Origin of the sequence: Pseudomonas sp. RIT288 (assembly GCF_000631985.1) — a bacterium.
Classification (GTDB): Bacteria; Pseudomonadota; Gammaproteobacteria; order Pseudomonadales; family Pseudomonadaceae; genus Aquipseudomonas.
Map to the genome: position 1 here is coordinate 61,589 of NZ_JFYN01000042.1, position 13,170 is coordinate 74,758.

General features: G+C 62.3%; 14 protein-coding genes. 8 read left to right on the top strand and 6 right to left on the bottom strand.

The genetic code is table 11. The features are described from left to right. Positions 1 to 53: 53 nt before the first annotated feature. On the bottom strand, positions 54 to 833 hold the full coding sequence (locus BW33_RS23695; protein ID WP_047601618.1) for a helix-turn-helix transcriptional regulator: 780 nt from the start codon (positions 831 to 833) through the stop codon (positions 54 to 56). Positions 834 to 944: 111 nt separating this feature from the next. Here BW33_RS23695 and BW33_RS23700 point away from each other — a divergent pair, with 111 nt between their 5' ends. Next, positions 945 to 2,060: a polyamine ABC transporter substrate-binding protein gene (locus BW33_RS23700; protein WP_047601620.1), complete on the top strand. Its 1,116-nt coding sequence runs from the start codon at positions 945 to 947 to the stop codon at positions 2,058 to 2,060. 75 nt (positions 2,061 to 2,135) lie between these two features. Beyond that, a complete protein-coding gene (locus BW33_RS23705) occupies positions 2,136 to 3,254 on the top strand; it encodes a DmpA family aminopeptidase (protein WP_047601622.1) in 1,119 nt (372 codons plus the stop codon). Positions 3,255 to 3,608: 354 nt separating this feature from the next. Here BW33_RS23705 and BW33_RS23710 read toward each other — a convergent pair whose 3' ends face one another. Further along, positions 3,609 to 4,295: a GNAT family N-acetyltransferase gene (locus BW33_RS23710; protein ID WP_047601625.1), complete on the bottom strand. Its 687-nt coding sequence runs from the start codon at positions 4,293 to 4,295 to the stop codon at positions 3,609 to 3,611. A 255-nt stretch (positions 4,296 to 4,550) separates the two neighbouring features. On the opposite strand from BW33_RS23710, the gene BW33_RS23715 reads away from it, so the two are divergent. Together BW33_RS23715 and BW33_RS23720 are read left to right on the top strand one after the other, a co-directional pair. After that, positions 4,551 to 4,874, top strand: coding sequence for a YXWGXW repeat-containing protein (locus BW33_RS23715; RefSeq protein ID WP_047601627.1), 324 nt, complete (start codon positions 4,551 to 4,553; stop codon positions 4,872 to 4,874). Positions 4,875 to 4,915: 41 nt separating this feature from the next. Next, the gene (locus BW33_RS23720) at positions 4,916 to 5,128 is read left to right on the top strand and encodes a YXWGXW repeat-containing protein (protein WP_047601629.1); all 213 of its coding nucleotides are present in this window, start codon (positions 4,916 to 4,918) and stop codon (positions 5,126 to 5,128) included. A 15-nt stretch (positions 5,129 to 5,143) separates the two neighbouring features. On the opposite strand, the gene BW33_RS23725 is transcribed toward BW33_RS23720, so the two are convergent. Together BW33_RS23725 and BW33_RS23730 are read right to left on the bottom strand one after the other, a co-directional pair. Further along, a complete protein-coding gene (locus BW33_RS23725) occupies positions 5,144 to 5,704 on the bottom strand; it encodes a YceI family protein (RefSeq protein ID WP_047601631.1) in 561 nt (186 codons plus the stop codon). A gap of 98 nt (positions 5,705 to 5,802) precedes the next feature. Continuing rightward, positions 5,803 to 7,161, bottom strand: coding sequence for an MATE family efflux transporter (locus tag BW33_RS23730; RefSeq protein WP_047601632.1), 1,359 nt, complete (start codon positions 7,159 to 7,161; stop codon positions 5,803 to 5,805). Positions 7,162 to 7,287: 126 nt separating this feature from the next. Here BW33_RS23730 and BW33_RS23735 point away from each other — a divergent pair, with 126 nt between their 5' ends. The 3 genes from BW33_RS23735 (at position 7,288) to BW33_RS23745 (ending at position 10,332) form a co-directional block, all read left to right on the top strand. Then, the gene (locus BW33_RS23735) at positions 7,288 to 7,857 is read left to right on the top strand and encodes a chorismate mutase (protein ID WP_152546150.1); all 570 of its coding nucleotides are present in this window, start codon (positions 7,288 to 7,290) and stop codon (positions 7,855 to 7,857) included. A gap of 124 nt (positions 7,858 to 7,981) precedes the next feature. Continuing rightward, a complete protein-coding gene (locus BW33_RS23740; protein WP_047601633.1) occupies positions 7,982 to 8,461 on the top strand; it encodes a hypothetical protein in 480 nt (159 codons plus the stop codon). Positions 8,462 to 8,688: 227 nt separating this feature from the next. Continuing rightward, on the top strand, positions 8,689 to 10,332 hold the full coding sequence (locus BW33_RS23745) for a sensor domain-containing diguanylate cyclase (protein WP_047601634.1): 1,644 nt from the start codon (positions 8,689 to 8,691) through the stop codon (positions 10,330 to 10,332). Between the two features lie 63 nt (positions 10,333 to 10,395). On the opposite strand, the gene BW33_RS23750 is transcribed toward BW33_RS23745, so the two are convergent. Continuing rightward, the gene (locus tag BW33_RS23750) at positions 10,396 to 10,782 is read right to left on the bottom strand and encodes a c-type cytochrome (protein ID WP_047601635.1); all 387 of its coding nucleotides are present in this window, start codon (positions 10,780 to 10,782) and stop codon (positions 10,396 to 10,398) included. Between the two features lie 64 nt (positions 10,783 to 10,846). Next, positions 10,847 to 12,178, bottom strand: a complete 1,332-nt coding sequence (locus BW33_RS23755) for an aminotransferase-like domain-containing protein (protein WP_047601636.1) — start codon at positions 12,176 to 12,178, stop codon at positions 10,847 to 10,849. Between the two features lie 90 nt (positions 12,179 to 12,268). Between BW33_RS23755 and BW33_RS23760 the strand changes: the two genes are divergently transcribed. Continuing rightward, positions 12,269 to 13,162 (top strand): DMT family transporter, encoded by an 894-nt coding sequence (locus tag BW33_RS23760; RefSeq protein ID WP_047601637.1) that lies wholly within the window; start codon positions 12,269 to 12,271, stop codon positions 13,160 to 13,162. The last annotated feature ends 8 nt before the right edge of the window (positions 13,163 to 13,170 follow it).

Below are 13,170 nucleotides of genomic sequence, written 5' to 3' on the forward strand. Positions count from 1 at the left end.
TAAACAGACGCTATCGCGAGCAGGCTCACTCCTACAGGGGGGGTTGTGCTGAGTCAGGCAGTGGGTGGGCGCAGCACCAGCGCAAACAGCTCGCCATGCCCGGTCACATTGAGCTTGTGATAGAGATTGCGCCGATGCACCTTTACCGTCTCCGGCGATATGCCCATCTGCTGAGCGATGGCCTTGCTCGAGAAGCCCTGCAGAATCAGCCGCGCGGTGTCGACTTCACGGGCGGTCAGGCGCGCATCGAAGCGATCGAGCAGCGTCGCCAGATCCCCCGCCACTGGCTCGGTGCCAGTCCCTTGCGGCGGCAATAGCTGCACATGGCGACGCATCGCCGCCAGCACCCAGTCGCGCACACACAGCAGACGGCCCTGCTCGGCCAGATCGAAAGGTGTCGAACGTCCGAGTGACAGGCCAAGCACCCCGCCCTCGATGTTGATCATGAACTGCAACTCGTCCTCACCGACCACCGAGCGAAAGTAGCTCTGGTAATACTCGCTGTGCAGAAACTGGTCCGGCGCCACCGAGGCCAGGCTGTGCAGGCCGTCGGCGATCCCGGTCGTGGCGGTTTGATAAAACGGATCGAGCAGGTACATGCCGGCGCTGTAGCTGGCCAGTTCTTCCTGTTCATCGGCGCGACCCTTACTGTCGAAGTCGATCAGCAACTGCGGCGCCTGCCCCGCCTTCATCAGCGCCACCAGCGCGTTGTCCAGCGGCACCAGCAGGCGCAACGTGTCGACCAGCGCCCGCCAGAAGCCCTCCTGCCCGACTGTGGCGAACACCCGCGCCAGACTTTGATGCACCGGCAACTCCTGCAACAACGCGTCCACGCACTACCCCTTTTGAGTAACCCATGATGGGAATGGGTCAGGCGTGCCCGCCCCGATAGGCTGAGCACTCCTGTCAATCACCGGCCTGCCGCAGGCCAGGAGTGCCGCATCATGCGTTGTCGTCGTGGCTATATCAACCGGGGCATCAACCTTGGCCTGCTCGCCTGTCTGGGCGTCGCATCCGCCGCCAGTGCCGCCGACACACCGAGCGTGCATGTCTACAACTGGTACGACTACATCGGCCCCACGACCTTGGCTGACTTCAAGCGCGACAGCGGCATTCAGCCGGTTTACGACACGTTCGACAGCGCCGAAGTGCTCGAAGGCAAACTGCTGACCAGCCGCAGCGGTTACGACGTGGTGGTGGCGAGCAACTTCAGCCTGCCGACGCTGATCAAGGCCGGCGCCCTCGCCCCGCTGCCGCGCGATCAGCTGCCGGGCTGGAACAATCTCGACAGCGGTCTGCTGAGCAAACTGGCCAACAACGACCCCGGCAATCTATACGCCGTGCCGTACCTGTGGGGCACCAACGGCATCGGCTACAACGTCGACAAGGTGCGTGCCGCGCTCGGCGACAAGGCGCCGCTGGATTCGTGGGATCTGGTGTTCAAGGAAGAGAACCTCGCCAAACTTGGCCAGTGCGGGGTGGCGATGCTCGATTCGCCGTCGGAAATGCTCCCGGTAGCGCTGCACTACCTCGGGCTGCCGCCCAACAGCACCAATCCCGAGGACTATCAGAAAGCCGAAGCGCTGCTGCTCAAATTGCGCCCGCACATTGCCTACTTCAACTCGTCGAAATTCATCAGTGACCTGTCCAACGGCAACATCTGCGTGGCGGTGGGCTGGTCCGGGGCGATGCTCGAAGCCAAGACCAACGCCGAGCAGGCCAACAACGGCGTGAAGATCGCCTACAGCCTGCCCAAGGAAGGCGCGCCGGTGTGGTTCGACACGCTGGTGCTGCTCAAGGATGCGCCGAACCGCGCTCAGGGCCTGGCGTTCATCGACTACCTGCTGCGCCCGGAAGTCATCGCGCCGGTCAGCGATCACCTGTCGTACCCCAACGGCAATCGTGCGGCGACGCCCCTGGTGGCCGCGGCCACGCGGGATAACCCGGCGGTGTATCCGTCCGCGGCGGCGATGGCCACGTTGTACACCCTGGAGCCGCTGCCCAAAGCCACCGAACGCGTGCGCACGCGGGTGTGGAGCAAGGTAAAGAACGGCCAGTAAAACCAGCACATCTCCCCAGCAGGCTCACTCCTGCAAGGTCCGTGAATCCTTCAGATTTTTATAGAGAGACAGCCCATGAAACCCCGTGCCCGTGACCTCAACATCCGCATCGGCCAGCTGCAACCCGGCCCACTCAACGCCATCACCGACGTCCCCGGCGTGCGCGTCGGCCACAGTAACGTGCGTGGCCGCAGCGACAGCGGACGCGACATCTGCACCGGCGTCACAGTGATCGAACCGCGTCGCGGCTCGACCAACCAGCAGCCGTGTTTCGCCGGCGTGCATGTGCTCAACGGCAATGGCGATGCCACCGGCCTTGAGTGGATCCGCGAGGCCGGGCTGCTGACCAGTCCCATCGCCTTCACCAACACCCATAGCCTCGGCGTGGTGCGCGATGCGCTGATTGCGCTGGATCGCCAGCAGCAACCGGACGACGGACGCCTCTACTGGAACATGCCGGTGGTGCTGGAAACCTTCGATGGTCTGCTCAACGACATCAATGGTTTTCACGTGAAGCCCGAGCATGTCGCCGAGGCGCTGAGTTCTGCGCATGACGGCGCCGTTGAAGAAGGTGCAATCGGCGGCGGCAGCGGCATGATCTGCCATGAATTCAAGGGCGGCATCGGCAGCGCGTCACGGCGTCTGAGCAGCGCTCAGGGCGGTTGGACGGTGGGTGCGATCGTGCAGGCCAACCACGGCATTCGCAGCGAGCTGCGCGTCGACGGTTATCCGGTGGGCCGCTACATGGAGCAGGTGGATTCGCCGTTCCTGCGTGCTTCGCTGCCGCATCCGGGCATGGGTTCGATCGTGGTCTGCCTGGCCACCGACGCGCCACTGCTGCCGCATCAATGCACGCGCCTGGCACAGCGCGCCAGCCTTGGTCTGGCCCGCAGCGGTGGTGGCAACGAAGATCACAGCGGTGACATCTTCATCGCCTTCGCCACCGGCAACGACCAGGTGCCGCCCGCTGCTTACGAGGGCAAAGGCGCGCCGACCTGTGACGGTTTGCGCATGGTCAACAACGACCACATCAGCGAGCTGTTCCTGGCCGCCACCGAAGCGGTCGAAGAAGCGATCATCAACGCCCTGCTCGCCAGCGAGAGCACCGAGGGCAACGGGCACGCGGTACCGGGGCTGGATAAGGAAACACTGCTCGCCGCACTGGACAAGGCCGGCTGGCCCGGATCACGCTGACAAAACCTGTAGGAGTTGCGGCACGCTGCGATCTTTTGATCTTGCTTTCAAAAAATCAAAAGATCGCAGCGTGCCGCAGCTCCTGCAGAGGGAGTCAGCGGTGCTCAACGACCACTTCACCACCCGCTCGGCGCTGTATCGGGATTTCGACACGCGGTACTTGAGTCAGCCCCCGCGTGTTCCCATGATGAAGGTACGCAGGCGCTTCACTCCTGAGCGACTGCGTAGGGAACGGGTGTTCTGAACCCCAAATCAAGCCTGCTCCCTGTTCCATGCGCAACTTGAGCCTCGTGGCTCTACTCTCCCCATCAAAGAGCCTTGAGGCTCTTTTTTTGTCCGTTTTTTGCTGCTGACTCAGTGCAACGTCAGCCGCTGACGCACGAATTCTTCAGTGTGCCGGGTGACCTGATCCAGATGCCGGTCGCGCTGTTTCTCGGCATCGAGCATCGCGCGCTTGCCGTTTTTCTGCAGCAGGTAGGTGTGGATCTGCTGCACTTCCAGCGAGCGATAGATCGGCGTGGTGTCGATAAAACCGCGCAGACCGTTGCTGCGGTAATGGCGGGTGCTCATCAGCACCTGGGTTTCGCGAGCGCCAATCACCTCGAAGCCCAGCGCTTCGAAGTACGGCACCTTGCCGACACTGCAGGTCAGTTCGGCGTGCGGATAACGGCTGACCATCTCGCCAATCATCGCCCGCGCCACGCCCTGGCGCCGATAGCCTTCGCGCACCGCCATATAGGCGACGCTGCACGCTTCCCAATCGCCCTGCACCGGCAGGTACAAGAGGAAACCGGTAACCCGCTCCGGATCATCCTCGGCCGTCGCCACCAGCAATTCGACCTCGGTGCCCTTCTCGCCATTCAGCGCCTCCAGATACAGATGCACCTCATAGCCGACCGCGTACTGATAGACGTTGTACAGCAGATTGCTCGGGCCAAGACCGACCGCGCTGATGTCGGTCAGGTAATCGACCACCAGTTGCAGAATCTGGCTGTTGACGCTTTCGGGGCATGGGGATTTGTAGTGGGTGATGCGTGGCATGACAGCTGAACTCCGGCGGAAAACCGCGACATCATACCCCCTCCCGCCACCTGCTTTGTGCAGGAGCTGCCGCAGGCTGCGATCTTTTGATTTTTACCAGCAAGATCAAAAGATCGCAGCCTGCGGCAACTCCTACAGGGAGGCTCGCGGTTGACCTGAAGAAAATTTCATCCTCCGCGGACCGGATCTTTCGCCGATTTGGCGTCCAATTCCTCAGCTGCGTTGACTTTTTCACGCAGGCCTTGAGGAGTTGCCATGAGCGTTTGGCGTTCACTGTTCAAATGGCGAAAGACCCTGCTGCTGGTGCCGATGACGCTGGCGGCGCTGGCCAGCGCGCCGGTGTTTGCCCAGCAAGTGGTGATTGTTCAGCAAGCCCCACCACCGGTGCGCATGGAAGTGATGCCCGGCGCGCGTCCCGGGTATGTCTGGGACCAGGGCCACTGGCGCTGGGAAGGACGCGGCTACGTGTGGCTGCCCGGCCACTGGCAACCGGTGCGCCATGGCGCGCACTGGCGGCCGGGGCACTGGCAGGCACGCGGGCCGAACTGGTACTGGATCGAAGGCCACTGGGCCCGTTGAAACCGCCTCGCCTGCAAACTTCATCTATAGGGAACACCACCATGTCACGAACCTTGAAAACCCTGCTCGCCGCCTCACTGGTCGCGATCACCCTGTCGGGCTGCATTGTCGAACCGGTACGGCCGCATCGGCCACCGCCGCCGGTGGAAGTCGTGCCGGTCATGCCAGCGCCCGGTTATCACTGGGTCGCCGGTCACTATCGTTGGGATGGGCGTGAGTGGCGCTGGGCGCCGGGACACTGGCGCGCCTACTGATCTGACCGGCTGGCGTCACTGCTGTGGCGCCACGACCTTGAAGGTGATCGAAATGTCGTTGGACACCACGGTGTCCGCCCACGCCCCCGCACCGAGTCCGAACTGGTCCCGCTTGAGCACCAGTTCGCCGTCGAAAATGCCGATCGAACTGTCCGGTTTCAGCTCGACCGGCACCTCGACCTCGCGGGTGACGCCCTTGAGGGTGAGCTGGCCGGCGATCAGATAGCGATTGTCCTTCACCCGGGTAAAACGGCTGGATTCGAATACCGCCACCGGAAAGCGCTGGGTGTCGAACCACGCTGGCTTCACCAGCTCGGTGTTGGCGTCTTCGCTGCCGGCGTCGATGCTGTTGAGGTCGATATGCAACGTGGTGTGGGCACTGGCGAGGTCGTCGCTGTCGAACTGCAGCGTCGCGTCGAACTTGCCGAAGGTGCCATAAACCTGATTGCCGAATTGCTTGTAAATGAAGCTGATCTTGCTGGCGGTAGTGTTGACGCGGTTGTATTCAGCGGCCTGCGCCGCGCTCGTGACGCACAGGCAGGCAAACAATGCCGCAGCGGTGAATCGGGCACGCATGGGATTCTCCGGACAGGGCAAACCTTCAAGGCCTCGACTGACTTAAGCAAACAACCCGCGAATGCGCCATGTCATTTGTCTGCCGGTGTGGCTCAGGCTCAGACCAGCCGCTCGATCTTCTGATGCTGCCAGACCAGTTTGTAATACAGTGTCTGCAACACCAGCATGCCCAGATACGCCACCGGAAACGCCATCCACACACCCTGCAAACCGTACTGACCGTCCAGCCAGTAAGCCGCCGGCAACTGCACGCCGACCACGCAGACAATCGCAATAATTACCGGCACCAGCACCGTACCGCTGGCGCGCATGATGCCGCCGATGATCGCCTGGAAACCGAACACCAACAGGCTCCACAACATGATGTGCAGCAAGTGTTCAGCCATCGCCCGGGTCGAATCCTCGGTCAGGAACAATCCCAGCAACCAGTGCGACAACAGGTAACCGAGCACGATCAAACCACCGGTCAGGCACACGTTGATCAACAGCCCGGTGCGCAGAATCGCTCCCAGACGCTGCAGTTGCCCGGCACCAATGGCCTGGGCGCCGAGAATCGAGGCGGTGATGGCAATCGACAGCGCCGGAAACTGCACGTAGTTGACGATCTGCGTCACCGCGCCATAGGCCGCTGTCGCCTGCGAGCCGTGCTGGTTGACCAGCGCCAGAATCACCAGCTCCGACAGCGACAACACGATCATCTGCACCCCGGTCGGCAGGCCGATGCGCAGCACCTTGCCGAGAATCGCCGCGTCCAGCCGCAGCGCCGCGAAGAACTCGCGATCCGGCGCCAGTGGATGGTGCTTGCGAATCAGCCGCCACGCCAGCCACGCCATCGCCGACAGGTTACCGGCAAGCCCTGCGAAAGCGGCGCTCTGGATTCCCAGCTGGGGCAAACCGAACCAGCCACGGATCAGCGCCGGGGTCAGCGCCAGCCCGACCGAGGTCGACACCATCAGCGCCAACAGTGGCGACACCGTGTCGCTGACTCCGCGCAGCAATTGCGTGAACAGCACAAACACCAGCATCGACGGCAGAATCCACATCATCACGTGCGCATACGCCACCGCGTCGTCCAGCACATCCGCCGGCGTCCCCAGCCCCTGCAAGGCCTGCCGCGCAAATACACTGCCCAGCACCGCCGCGAGCAAGCCGATCATCACCCCCAGCAACAGCGTTGCCCCGGCAATTGCCTTGACCATGTGCGCCTCACGCGCGCCCCACGCCTGGCCGATCAACACCCCCGCCCCCGCGCCCAGGCCGATCACCAGCGCGATGAAGAAAAAGATGATCGGGAACATCCCCGACACCGCCGCCAACGCCTGCGTCCCGAGCATCTGCCCGATGTAGATACTGTTGACCGTGCCCGACATCGATTGCAGGAAGTTGGACAGCACCATCGGCGCGAGGAACAGCAGGTAGGTTTGCCAGAGGGGTTTGCTGGTGGCAGGGGTTTGCATTGAAGATCGGTCTCGGGCTGGGAGATGCGAGGGATATTACGCTAGATGGGCGGGTTAAAGTCGGTCGACATCGCCTCTGCTCAAGGCTTAAATGTCGGCACTATTTTCCGTGGAATGCGCCTGCCCATGACCCCGTTGCGAAATGCCCTGAGCTGTTCCCTGCTGGTTGTTTTCAGCCACCTTGCCGGCGCGGCCGACGCCCCTGTCCCCGCCGAATCGTTGCGTCCCTTGCTGGCAACCTTGAACGAACGCCTGAACATCGGCGACCTGGTGGCGCTGACCAAATGGGACAGCGGCAAGCCGATTCAGGACAGCCCGCGCGAAGCCCAGGTCATCGCCAATGCCCGCACCTTGGCAACCGAACACCAGCTCGACCCCGAAGACGTGGCCCAGTTGATCGCCGCGCAAATGGAGGCGAACAAACTGGTGCAGTACGGATTGCTCGCGCAATGGCAAGCGGCCGGTGCGGCGCCGGACACCCCGCGACCGGATCTGGCGAAGCAGATTCGCCCACGCCTGGACGAGCTGCAAACCCGCTTGCTGCGCCAGTACGCCGACTTCGCGCCCTATCGCCGCGACCCGAATTGCCCGGCCTTTCTGGCGAAGGCGCGACAGGGTCTGACCCACGACGCACTGCATGATCTGGCCCTGACCCGCGCTACCGGGGAGCTATGCATTCGGGCGCAGAAGCTCTAGATCAACAGTTCCGGCACACATCGCTGGCGTCGATAGTCACCATCACGCCAATGAAGTTCTCATAAAAAATCCGCGGCGTAACATCGGCTCCATACCAACCCAATACACCCCGGAGCACACGATCATGAAACGCCAAACCATCCTCGGCATCGCTTTCTCGGTTCTCGCAGTTAACGCTTTTGCAGCAACGCCCGCTCATACCCTGGTCGCTGAAGGCGGCTCGGACAAGTTGATTGAAAGCCGTTTGGCTGAAGGTGGTTCTGATCGTTTGCTGGAGCGCCGCGTGGCCGAAGGTGGTTCGGATCGTTTGCTGGAACGCCGCGTGGCCGAAGGTGGTTCTGATCGTCTGCTGGAACGCCGCGTGGCCGAAGGTGGTTCTGATCGTTTGCTGGAACGCCGCGTGGCCGAAGGTGGTTCTGATCGTCTGCTGGAACGCCGCGTGGCTGAAGGTGGTTCGGATCGTCTGCAAGAACGCCGCGTGGCTGAAGGAGGTTCGGATCGTCTGCTGGAACGCCGCGTGGCCGAAGGTGGTTCGGATCGTCTGCAAGAACGCCGCGTGGCTGAAGGTGGCTCGGATCGTCTGATCGAAAGCCGCAACGCGTAAAACATTGGTTCTGAAGCAGTCAAAGAAAGCCCGGCCTGATCAGCCGGGCTTTTTCATTTTATCGTTTGCAGGCGTGGTTCTTTCCAACAATCAGCGTCAGAAAGGTCTTTGCCCTATGGAGCATCGGCGAAACTTCCGACGATGCTTATCCGAAACGACCGACTGGCAGCCCGACGCTTAATGCGCATACCATGCGGCCACAACTTCCAAACAGAATTTTCCTGCCCATGCTCAAAGCCAGTCTGCGAAGCCACCTGACCCTCTGGTTCGCCGGTTTGTCCCTGCTGACACTGGTGAGCGTCGGCTTCTATGTCGGTCATATCGCCACCGAACAGATGAAGCAGGCCAGCGGCAATGCCCTGCTCAATACCGCGCGTTCGGCGGCGACGTTGCTCGGTGACCAGTTGCGCGAGCGCCAGCTGGAGGTCTACCTGCTCAGCCGTGCGCCGCATCTGGAACGCGGCGATCTCGACAACCCGGCGATTCTCAAATCGATGCAACTGCGCACCCAGGCCCGTACCGAGTATGCGTGGATGGGCGTGACCGATGCCAATGGCCACGTGCATCAAGCGGTCAATAATTTGCTGGTCGGGCAATCGGTACAGCAGCGGCCATGGTTCCAGGCTGGCCTGCGGGGTGAGTACACCGGTGATCCGCACGAAGCGGTGTTGCTGGCCAAACTGCTACCGGGAACGCCCAACGGTGAACCGCTGCGTTTCATCGACTTCGCCGCCCCGATCCGCAACGCCGACGGCCAGGTGATTGGCGTGCTGGGGGCGCACGCGCACTGGAGCTGGGTCACGCGCATTGTCGAGTCGGCAGCGTTCTCGCATAAAAATGCATCGCCGGATCTCGAAGCGCTGATCATCGATCACGACGGCAAGGTGCTGTACCCGGAAGCCCTGATGGGCCAGCAACTGGCGGTGAATGCTCCGAAGTTGTCGAGCTGGTCGGTCGGCAACGGTTACCTGACCAGCATGGTCACCGTACCGACGCCTTCGAGTACTGCGCTGTCCTGGTCGATTGCCGTGCGCCAGCCACTGGACACTGCCTTGGAGCCGGCGCACCTGCTGCTCTACAAATTGTTGCTGCTGGGGGTAGCCGCCGCAGTGGCGTTCGGGCTGGTGGCGTATTACCTGGCGCAGTACCTGAGCCGGCCGATCGAGCAACTCGCGCACTCGGCCAAACAGGTGCAGAACCAGCAGCCCGGCGCACACTTCCCGCTGCAACACCCGGTACAGGAAATCTCCCAGCTCGGACAGTCGCTCGACGCCATGACCCAGTCGCTGCTGGCCAAGGAGCGCGAACTGCAGGAAGCCAATGCCTCGCTGGAAGCTACCGTCGCCCAGCGCACCGCCGCACTGATGCAGGCCAATGCCGAACTGTTGAACCTGGCGACCCACGATGCCCTGACCGGCGTCTACAACCGCCGCCGTTTCGACGAGAAACTCAGCGAATACAGCCTGCTGTTCCGCCGCACCGGGCGACCGTTTGCCCTGCTGCTGATCGACGCCGATTACTTCAAGCGCATCAACGACACCTACGGCCATGCGATTGGCGACGACGTCCTGCAGCAATTGGCGCAACTCCTCCAGGCCAGCGTGCGTGCCACCGACTTCGTCGCCCGTTACGGCGGCGAGGAGTTCGCCGTGCTGCTGCCGGAAGTCGCCCAGCCTGATACTCCGGAGGTGGTCGCTGAGAAAATCCGTGCCGCCGTGGCCCAGGCGCACTTCCCCAACATCGGACAAGTCACCGTGAGCATTGGCGTCGCTCTGGCCGATCCGGCGGACAACAGCCACACGATGCTGATCAAACGTGCCGATCAGCAGCTGTATCAGGCGAAAGCGGCGGGCCGTAATCAGGTGGCTTGATCAGCCCTCCTTGACTTCGCAAATGCCGTTGGCCTGGTTTGCCGGACCGGCCGAGCAAAATCTTTAATCGGAGAATTGCTGCAGATACGCCAACAGATTATCGACCTTCTCCTGATCGCTCAGCCCCCAGAAAATCATCCGCGTCCCCGGTACCACGCCCTTCGGATCTTTCAGATACGCGGTCAGCGTGTCGCGATCCCAGGTCTTGCCGGAGTTTTTCATCGCCTCGGAATACACGTAATTGGCCGACGTCCCGGCGGGTCGGCCGATGATGCCGTTGAGTTGCGGACCGAACCCCGGGCGCGCGTCCGGGCCAACCTGGTGGCAGCCGCCGCACAGACGCGGAAAGATCTTCTCGCCGGCGGCTGGATCGCCTGCGGCACGGGCGGTTGAGCTGAACAGCACGGCGGTTGCGGTCAGGGCAAGAAGGAGTGAAACGGTGTTTTTCATCGGGCGTTCCAAAACGGTGTGATGCAGTTGAGGCAAGGCTAACACTTTGTGGCGAGGGAGCTTTTTACAGATAAGCGCCGATGACCTTTCTGACGGTGATCAATGCCTGACGCAGCACATCCATCGGCACCGAACCCAACGCCAGCCGAATCGCATGCGGCACATGCGCCGACACCGCGAACGGCTCGGCGGTGGTCACCGAAATCTGCTGGTGCATCAACTCCACCACAATCTGATCGGCGCGCACGTCCTCCGGCAGCGGCAGCCACAGGAAATAGGAGGATGGATGACCGATGCAAGTCAGCCCTTGCAACAACTCGGCGGCGAGCATTTGCCGGGCCCTGGTGTCGTCGCGTTTTTGTTGTTCCAGCAGGGTCACGGTGCCGTCGTCGAGCCAGCCGCAAGCCATCGCGGTCATCACGCCGGGGGTGTTCCAGGTGGTCGCGCGAATGATCCGCTCCAGCGCCGGCACCGCGTGCAGCGGTGCGGCAATGAAACCGACGCGCAGGCCAGTGGCAATGTTCTTCGAGAGTCCCGACACGTACACCGTGCGTTCCGGTGCCAGATCGACCAGGGGACGCGGTGGGTTTTCCACCAGAAAGGCGTAGGCCGCGTCTTCGATGAGGGTCAGATCATGGCGGCGGGCGAGCGCGACCAATTGCTCGCGCTGTTCGATCGGCGTCACCCAACCCAATGGATTGTGCAGGGTCGGCATGCTGTAAATCGCACGCACTGAACGGCTGCGGCAAAGTTTTTCCAGCGCCACCAGATCCGGCCCGTGATCACCGGACGGAATAGCCACCACTTCCAGATGCAGCGCTTCGGCCAACACCTTGAAGCCGGAATAAGTCAGCGCATCCGCCGCAATCACATCACCGGGTTTGAGCAAGGCCATCAGCGTCACGGCCAACCCTTGCTGGGCACCGTTGACGATCAACACTTGCCCGGCATCAACCAACACCCCGCGAGCCTGCAAATGCTGCGCAATCGAGGCGCGCTCATGCTGGCGCCCGGCGTGGGGTTGATAACGCAGCAAGGCTTCCAGGTCACCCGACAGCGCCAACTGGCGTAACGCCGTACGCAACAGGTCGGCCTGACCGGGCAGCGATGGATAGTTGAAATTCAGGTCGATCATGCCGACTGCCACGTCTTTCTGGTCGATGCCCTGCCCCGGCGACAACGAGGTTTCGCGCACAAACGTCCCGCGCCCGGTTTCGCCGCTGACCAGCCCCATCGCCTCAAGCTCGGCGTATACCCGCGACGCAGTGACCAGTGCCAGCCCCGCACTGGCCGCCAGTTCCCGGTGAGTCGGCAATCGGGTTCCGGGCGCCAGACGCCCCGCGCGAATGTCCGCAGCATAGGCGTCAACCAGGGTCTTGTAGCGCGAGCGCGGCATGCTGCATGTATCCATGACAATTATTTGATTGTGCTGATTCTCAGCCTCAGGATGGCTCGAACGCAACCCACCTCTTGAGCGTGACCTTGTATGGAACGGACTTCGAACCTGGTTAACCCGGCCCTGGAAAAAACCAGCGGCTGGATCAATGGCTTTATCGGCGTGCTGATCTTCAGCGGATCGCTACCCGCCACACGTCTGGCGGTGCTGGAATTCGATCCGGTGTTTCTCACCGTGGCGCGCGCGGCCATTGCCGGCGTATTGGCGGTCTTTCTGTTGTGGCTGTTTCGTGAACGGCGTCCGGCACGCGATCAGTGGTGGTCGTTATTGATTGTGGCGTTGGGCGTGGTGTTGGGATTTCCACTGCTGACGGCATTGGCGCTGCAACACGTGACGTCTGCGCATTCGATTGTGTTTGTAGGATTGCTGCCACTGGCAACGGCGATTTTTGCCGTACTGCGTGGCGGCGAGCACCCGCGACCGGTGTTCTGGCTGTTCTCGATTCTCGGCAGCGCGTTGGTCGTCGGCTTCGCCCTGTCACAGGGGCTGACCGCTTCACCCACCGGCGACCTGCTGATGCTCGCGGCGATTCTGGCCTGTGGCCTGGGTTATGCCGAAGGCGCGAAACTCTCACGGATCCTCGGCGGCTGGCAGGTGATCTGCTGGGCGCTGGTGTTATCGCTGCCGGTGATGGCCTTGCTCAGCCTGTGGCTGGCGCCCGCCTCGTTCAGCCACGTCAGCCTGTCGGCCTGGATGTGCCTGACGTACGTGGCGTTGTTCAGCATGCTGATCGGCTTTGTTTTCTGGTATCGCGGCCTGGCCCAAGGCGGGATCGCGGCGGTCGGTCAACTGCAATTGCTGCAGCCGTTTTTCGGTCTGACGCTGGCGGCGACGTTGCTGCATGAGCAGGTCAGCGTCGGCATGCTGGCGGTGACGGTAGGCGTCATCTTCTGCGTAGCCGGGGCAAAGAAATTCGCCAAATAACCCCACCG

What these genes read in the sequence shown, in the direction of transcription:
- BW33_RS23700 (WP_047601620.1), top strand. Translation starts at nt 945, where the DNA reads ATGCGTTGTCGTCGTGGCTATATCAACCGGGGCATCAACCTTGGCCTG.
- BW33_RS23705 (WP_047601622.1), top strand. Translation starts at nt 2,136, where the DNA reads ATGAAACCCCGTGCCCGTGACCTCAACATCCGCATCGGCCAGCTGCAA.
- BW33_RS23710 (WP_047601625.1), bottom strand. Translation starts at nt 4,295, where the DNA reads ATGCCACGCATCACCCACTACAAATCCCCATGCCCCGAAAGCGTCAAC.
- BW33_RS23715 (WP_047601627.1), top strand. Translation starts at nt 4,551, where the DNA reads ATGAGCGTTTGGCGTTCACTGTTCAAATGGCGAAAGACCCTGCTGCTG.
- BW33_RS23720 (WP_047601629.1), top strand. Translation starts at nt 4,916, where the DNA reads ATGTCACGAACCTTGAAAACCCTGCTCGCCGCCTCACTGGTCGCGATC.
- BW33_RS23725 (WP_047601631.1), bottom strand. Translation starts at nt 5,704, where the DNA reads ATGCGTGCCCGATTCACCGCTGCGGCATTGTTTGCCTGCCTGTGCGTC.
- BW33_RS23730 (WP_047601632.1), bottom strand. Translation starts at nt 7,161, where the DNA reads ATGCAAACCCCTGCCACCAGCAAACCCCTCTGGCAAACCTACCTGCTG.
- BW33_RS23735 (WP_152546150.1), top strand. Translation starts at nt 7,288, where the DNA reads ATGACCCCGTTGCGAAATGCCCTGAGCTGTTCCCTGCTGGTTGTTTTC.
- BW33_RS23740 (WP_047601633.1), top strand. Translation starts at nt 7,982, where the DNA reads ATGAAACGCCAAACCATCCTCGGCATCGCTTTCTCGGTTCTCGCAGTT.
- BW33_RS23745 (WP_047601634.1), top strand. Translation starts at nt 8,689, where the DNA reads ATGCTCAAAGCCAGTCTGCGAAGCCACCTGACCCTCTGGTTCGCCGGT.
- BW33_RS23750 (WP_047601635.1), bottom strand. Translation starts at nt 10,782, where the DNA reads ATGAAAAACACCGTTTCACTCCTTCTTGCCCTGACCGCAACCGCCGTG.
- BW33_RS23755 (WP_047601636.1), bottom strand. Translation starts at nt 12,178, where the DNA reads ATGCCGCGCTCGCGCTACAAGACCCTGGTTGACGCCTATGCTGCGGAC.
- BW33_RS23760 (WP_047601637.1), top strand. Translation starts at nt 12,269, where the DNA reads ATGGAACGGACTTCGAACCTGGTTAACCCGGCCCTGGAAAAAACCAGC.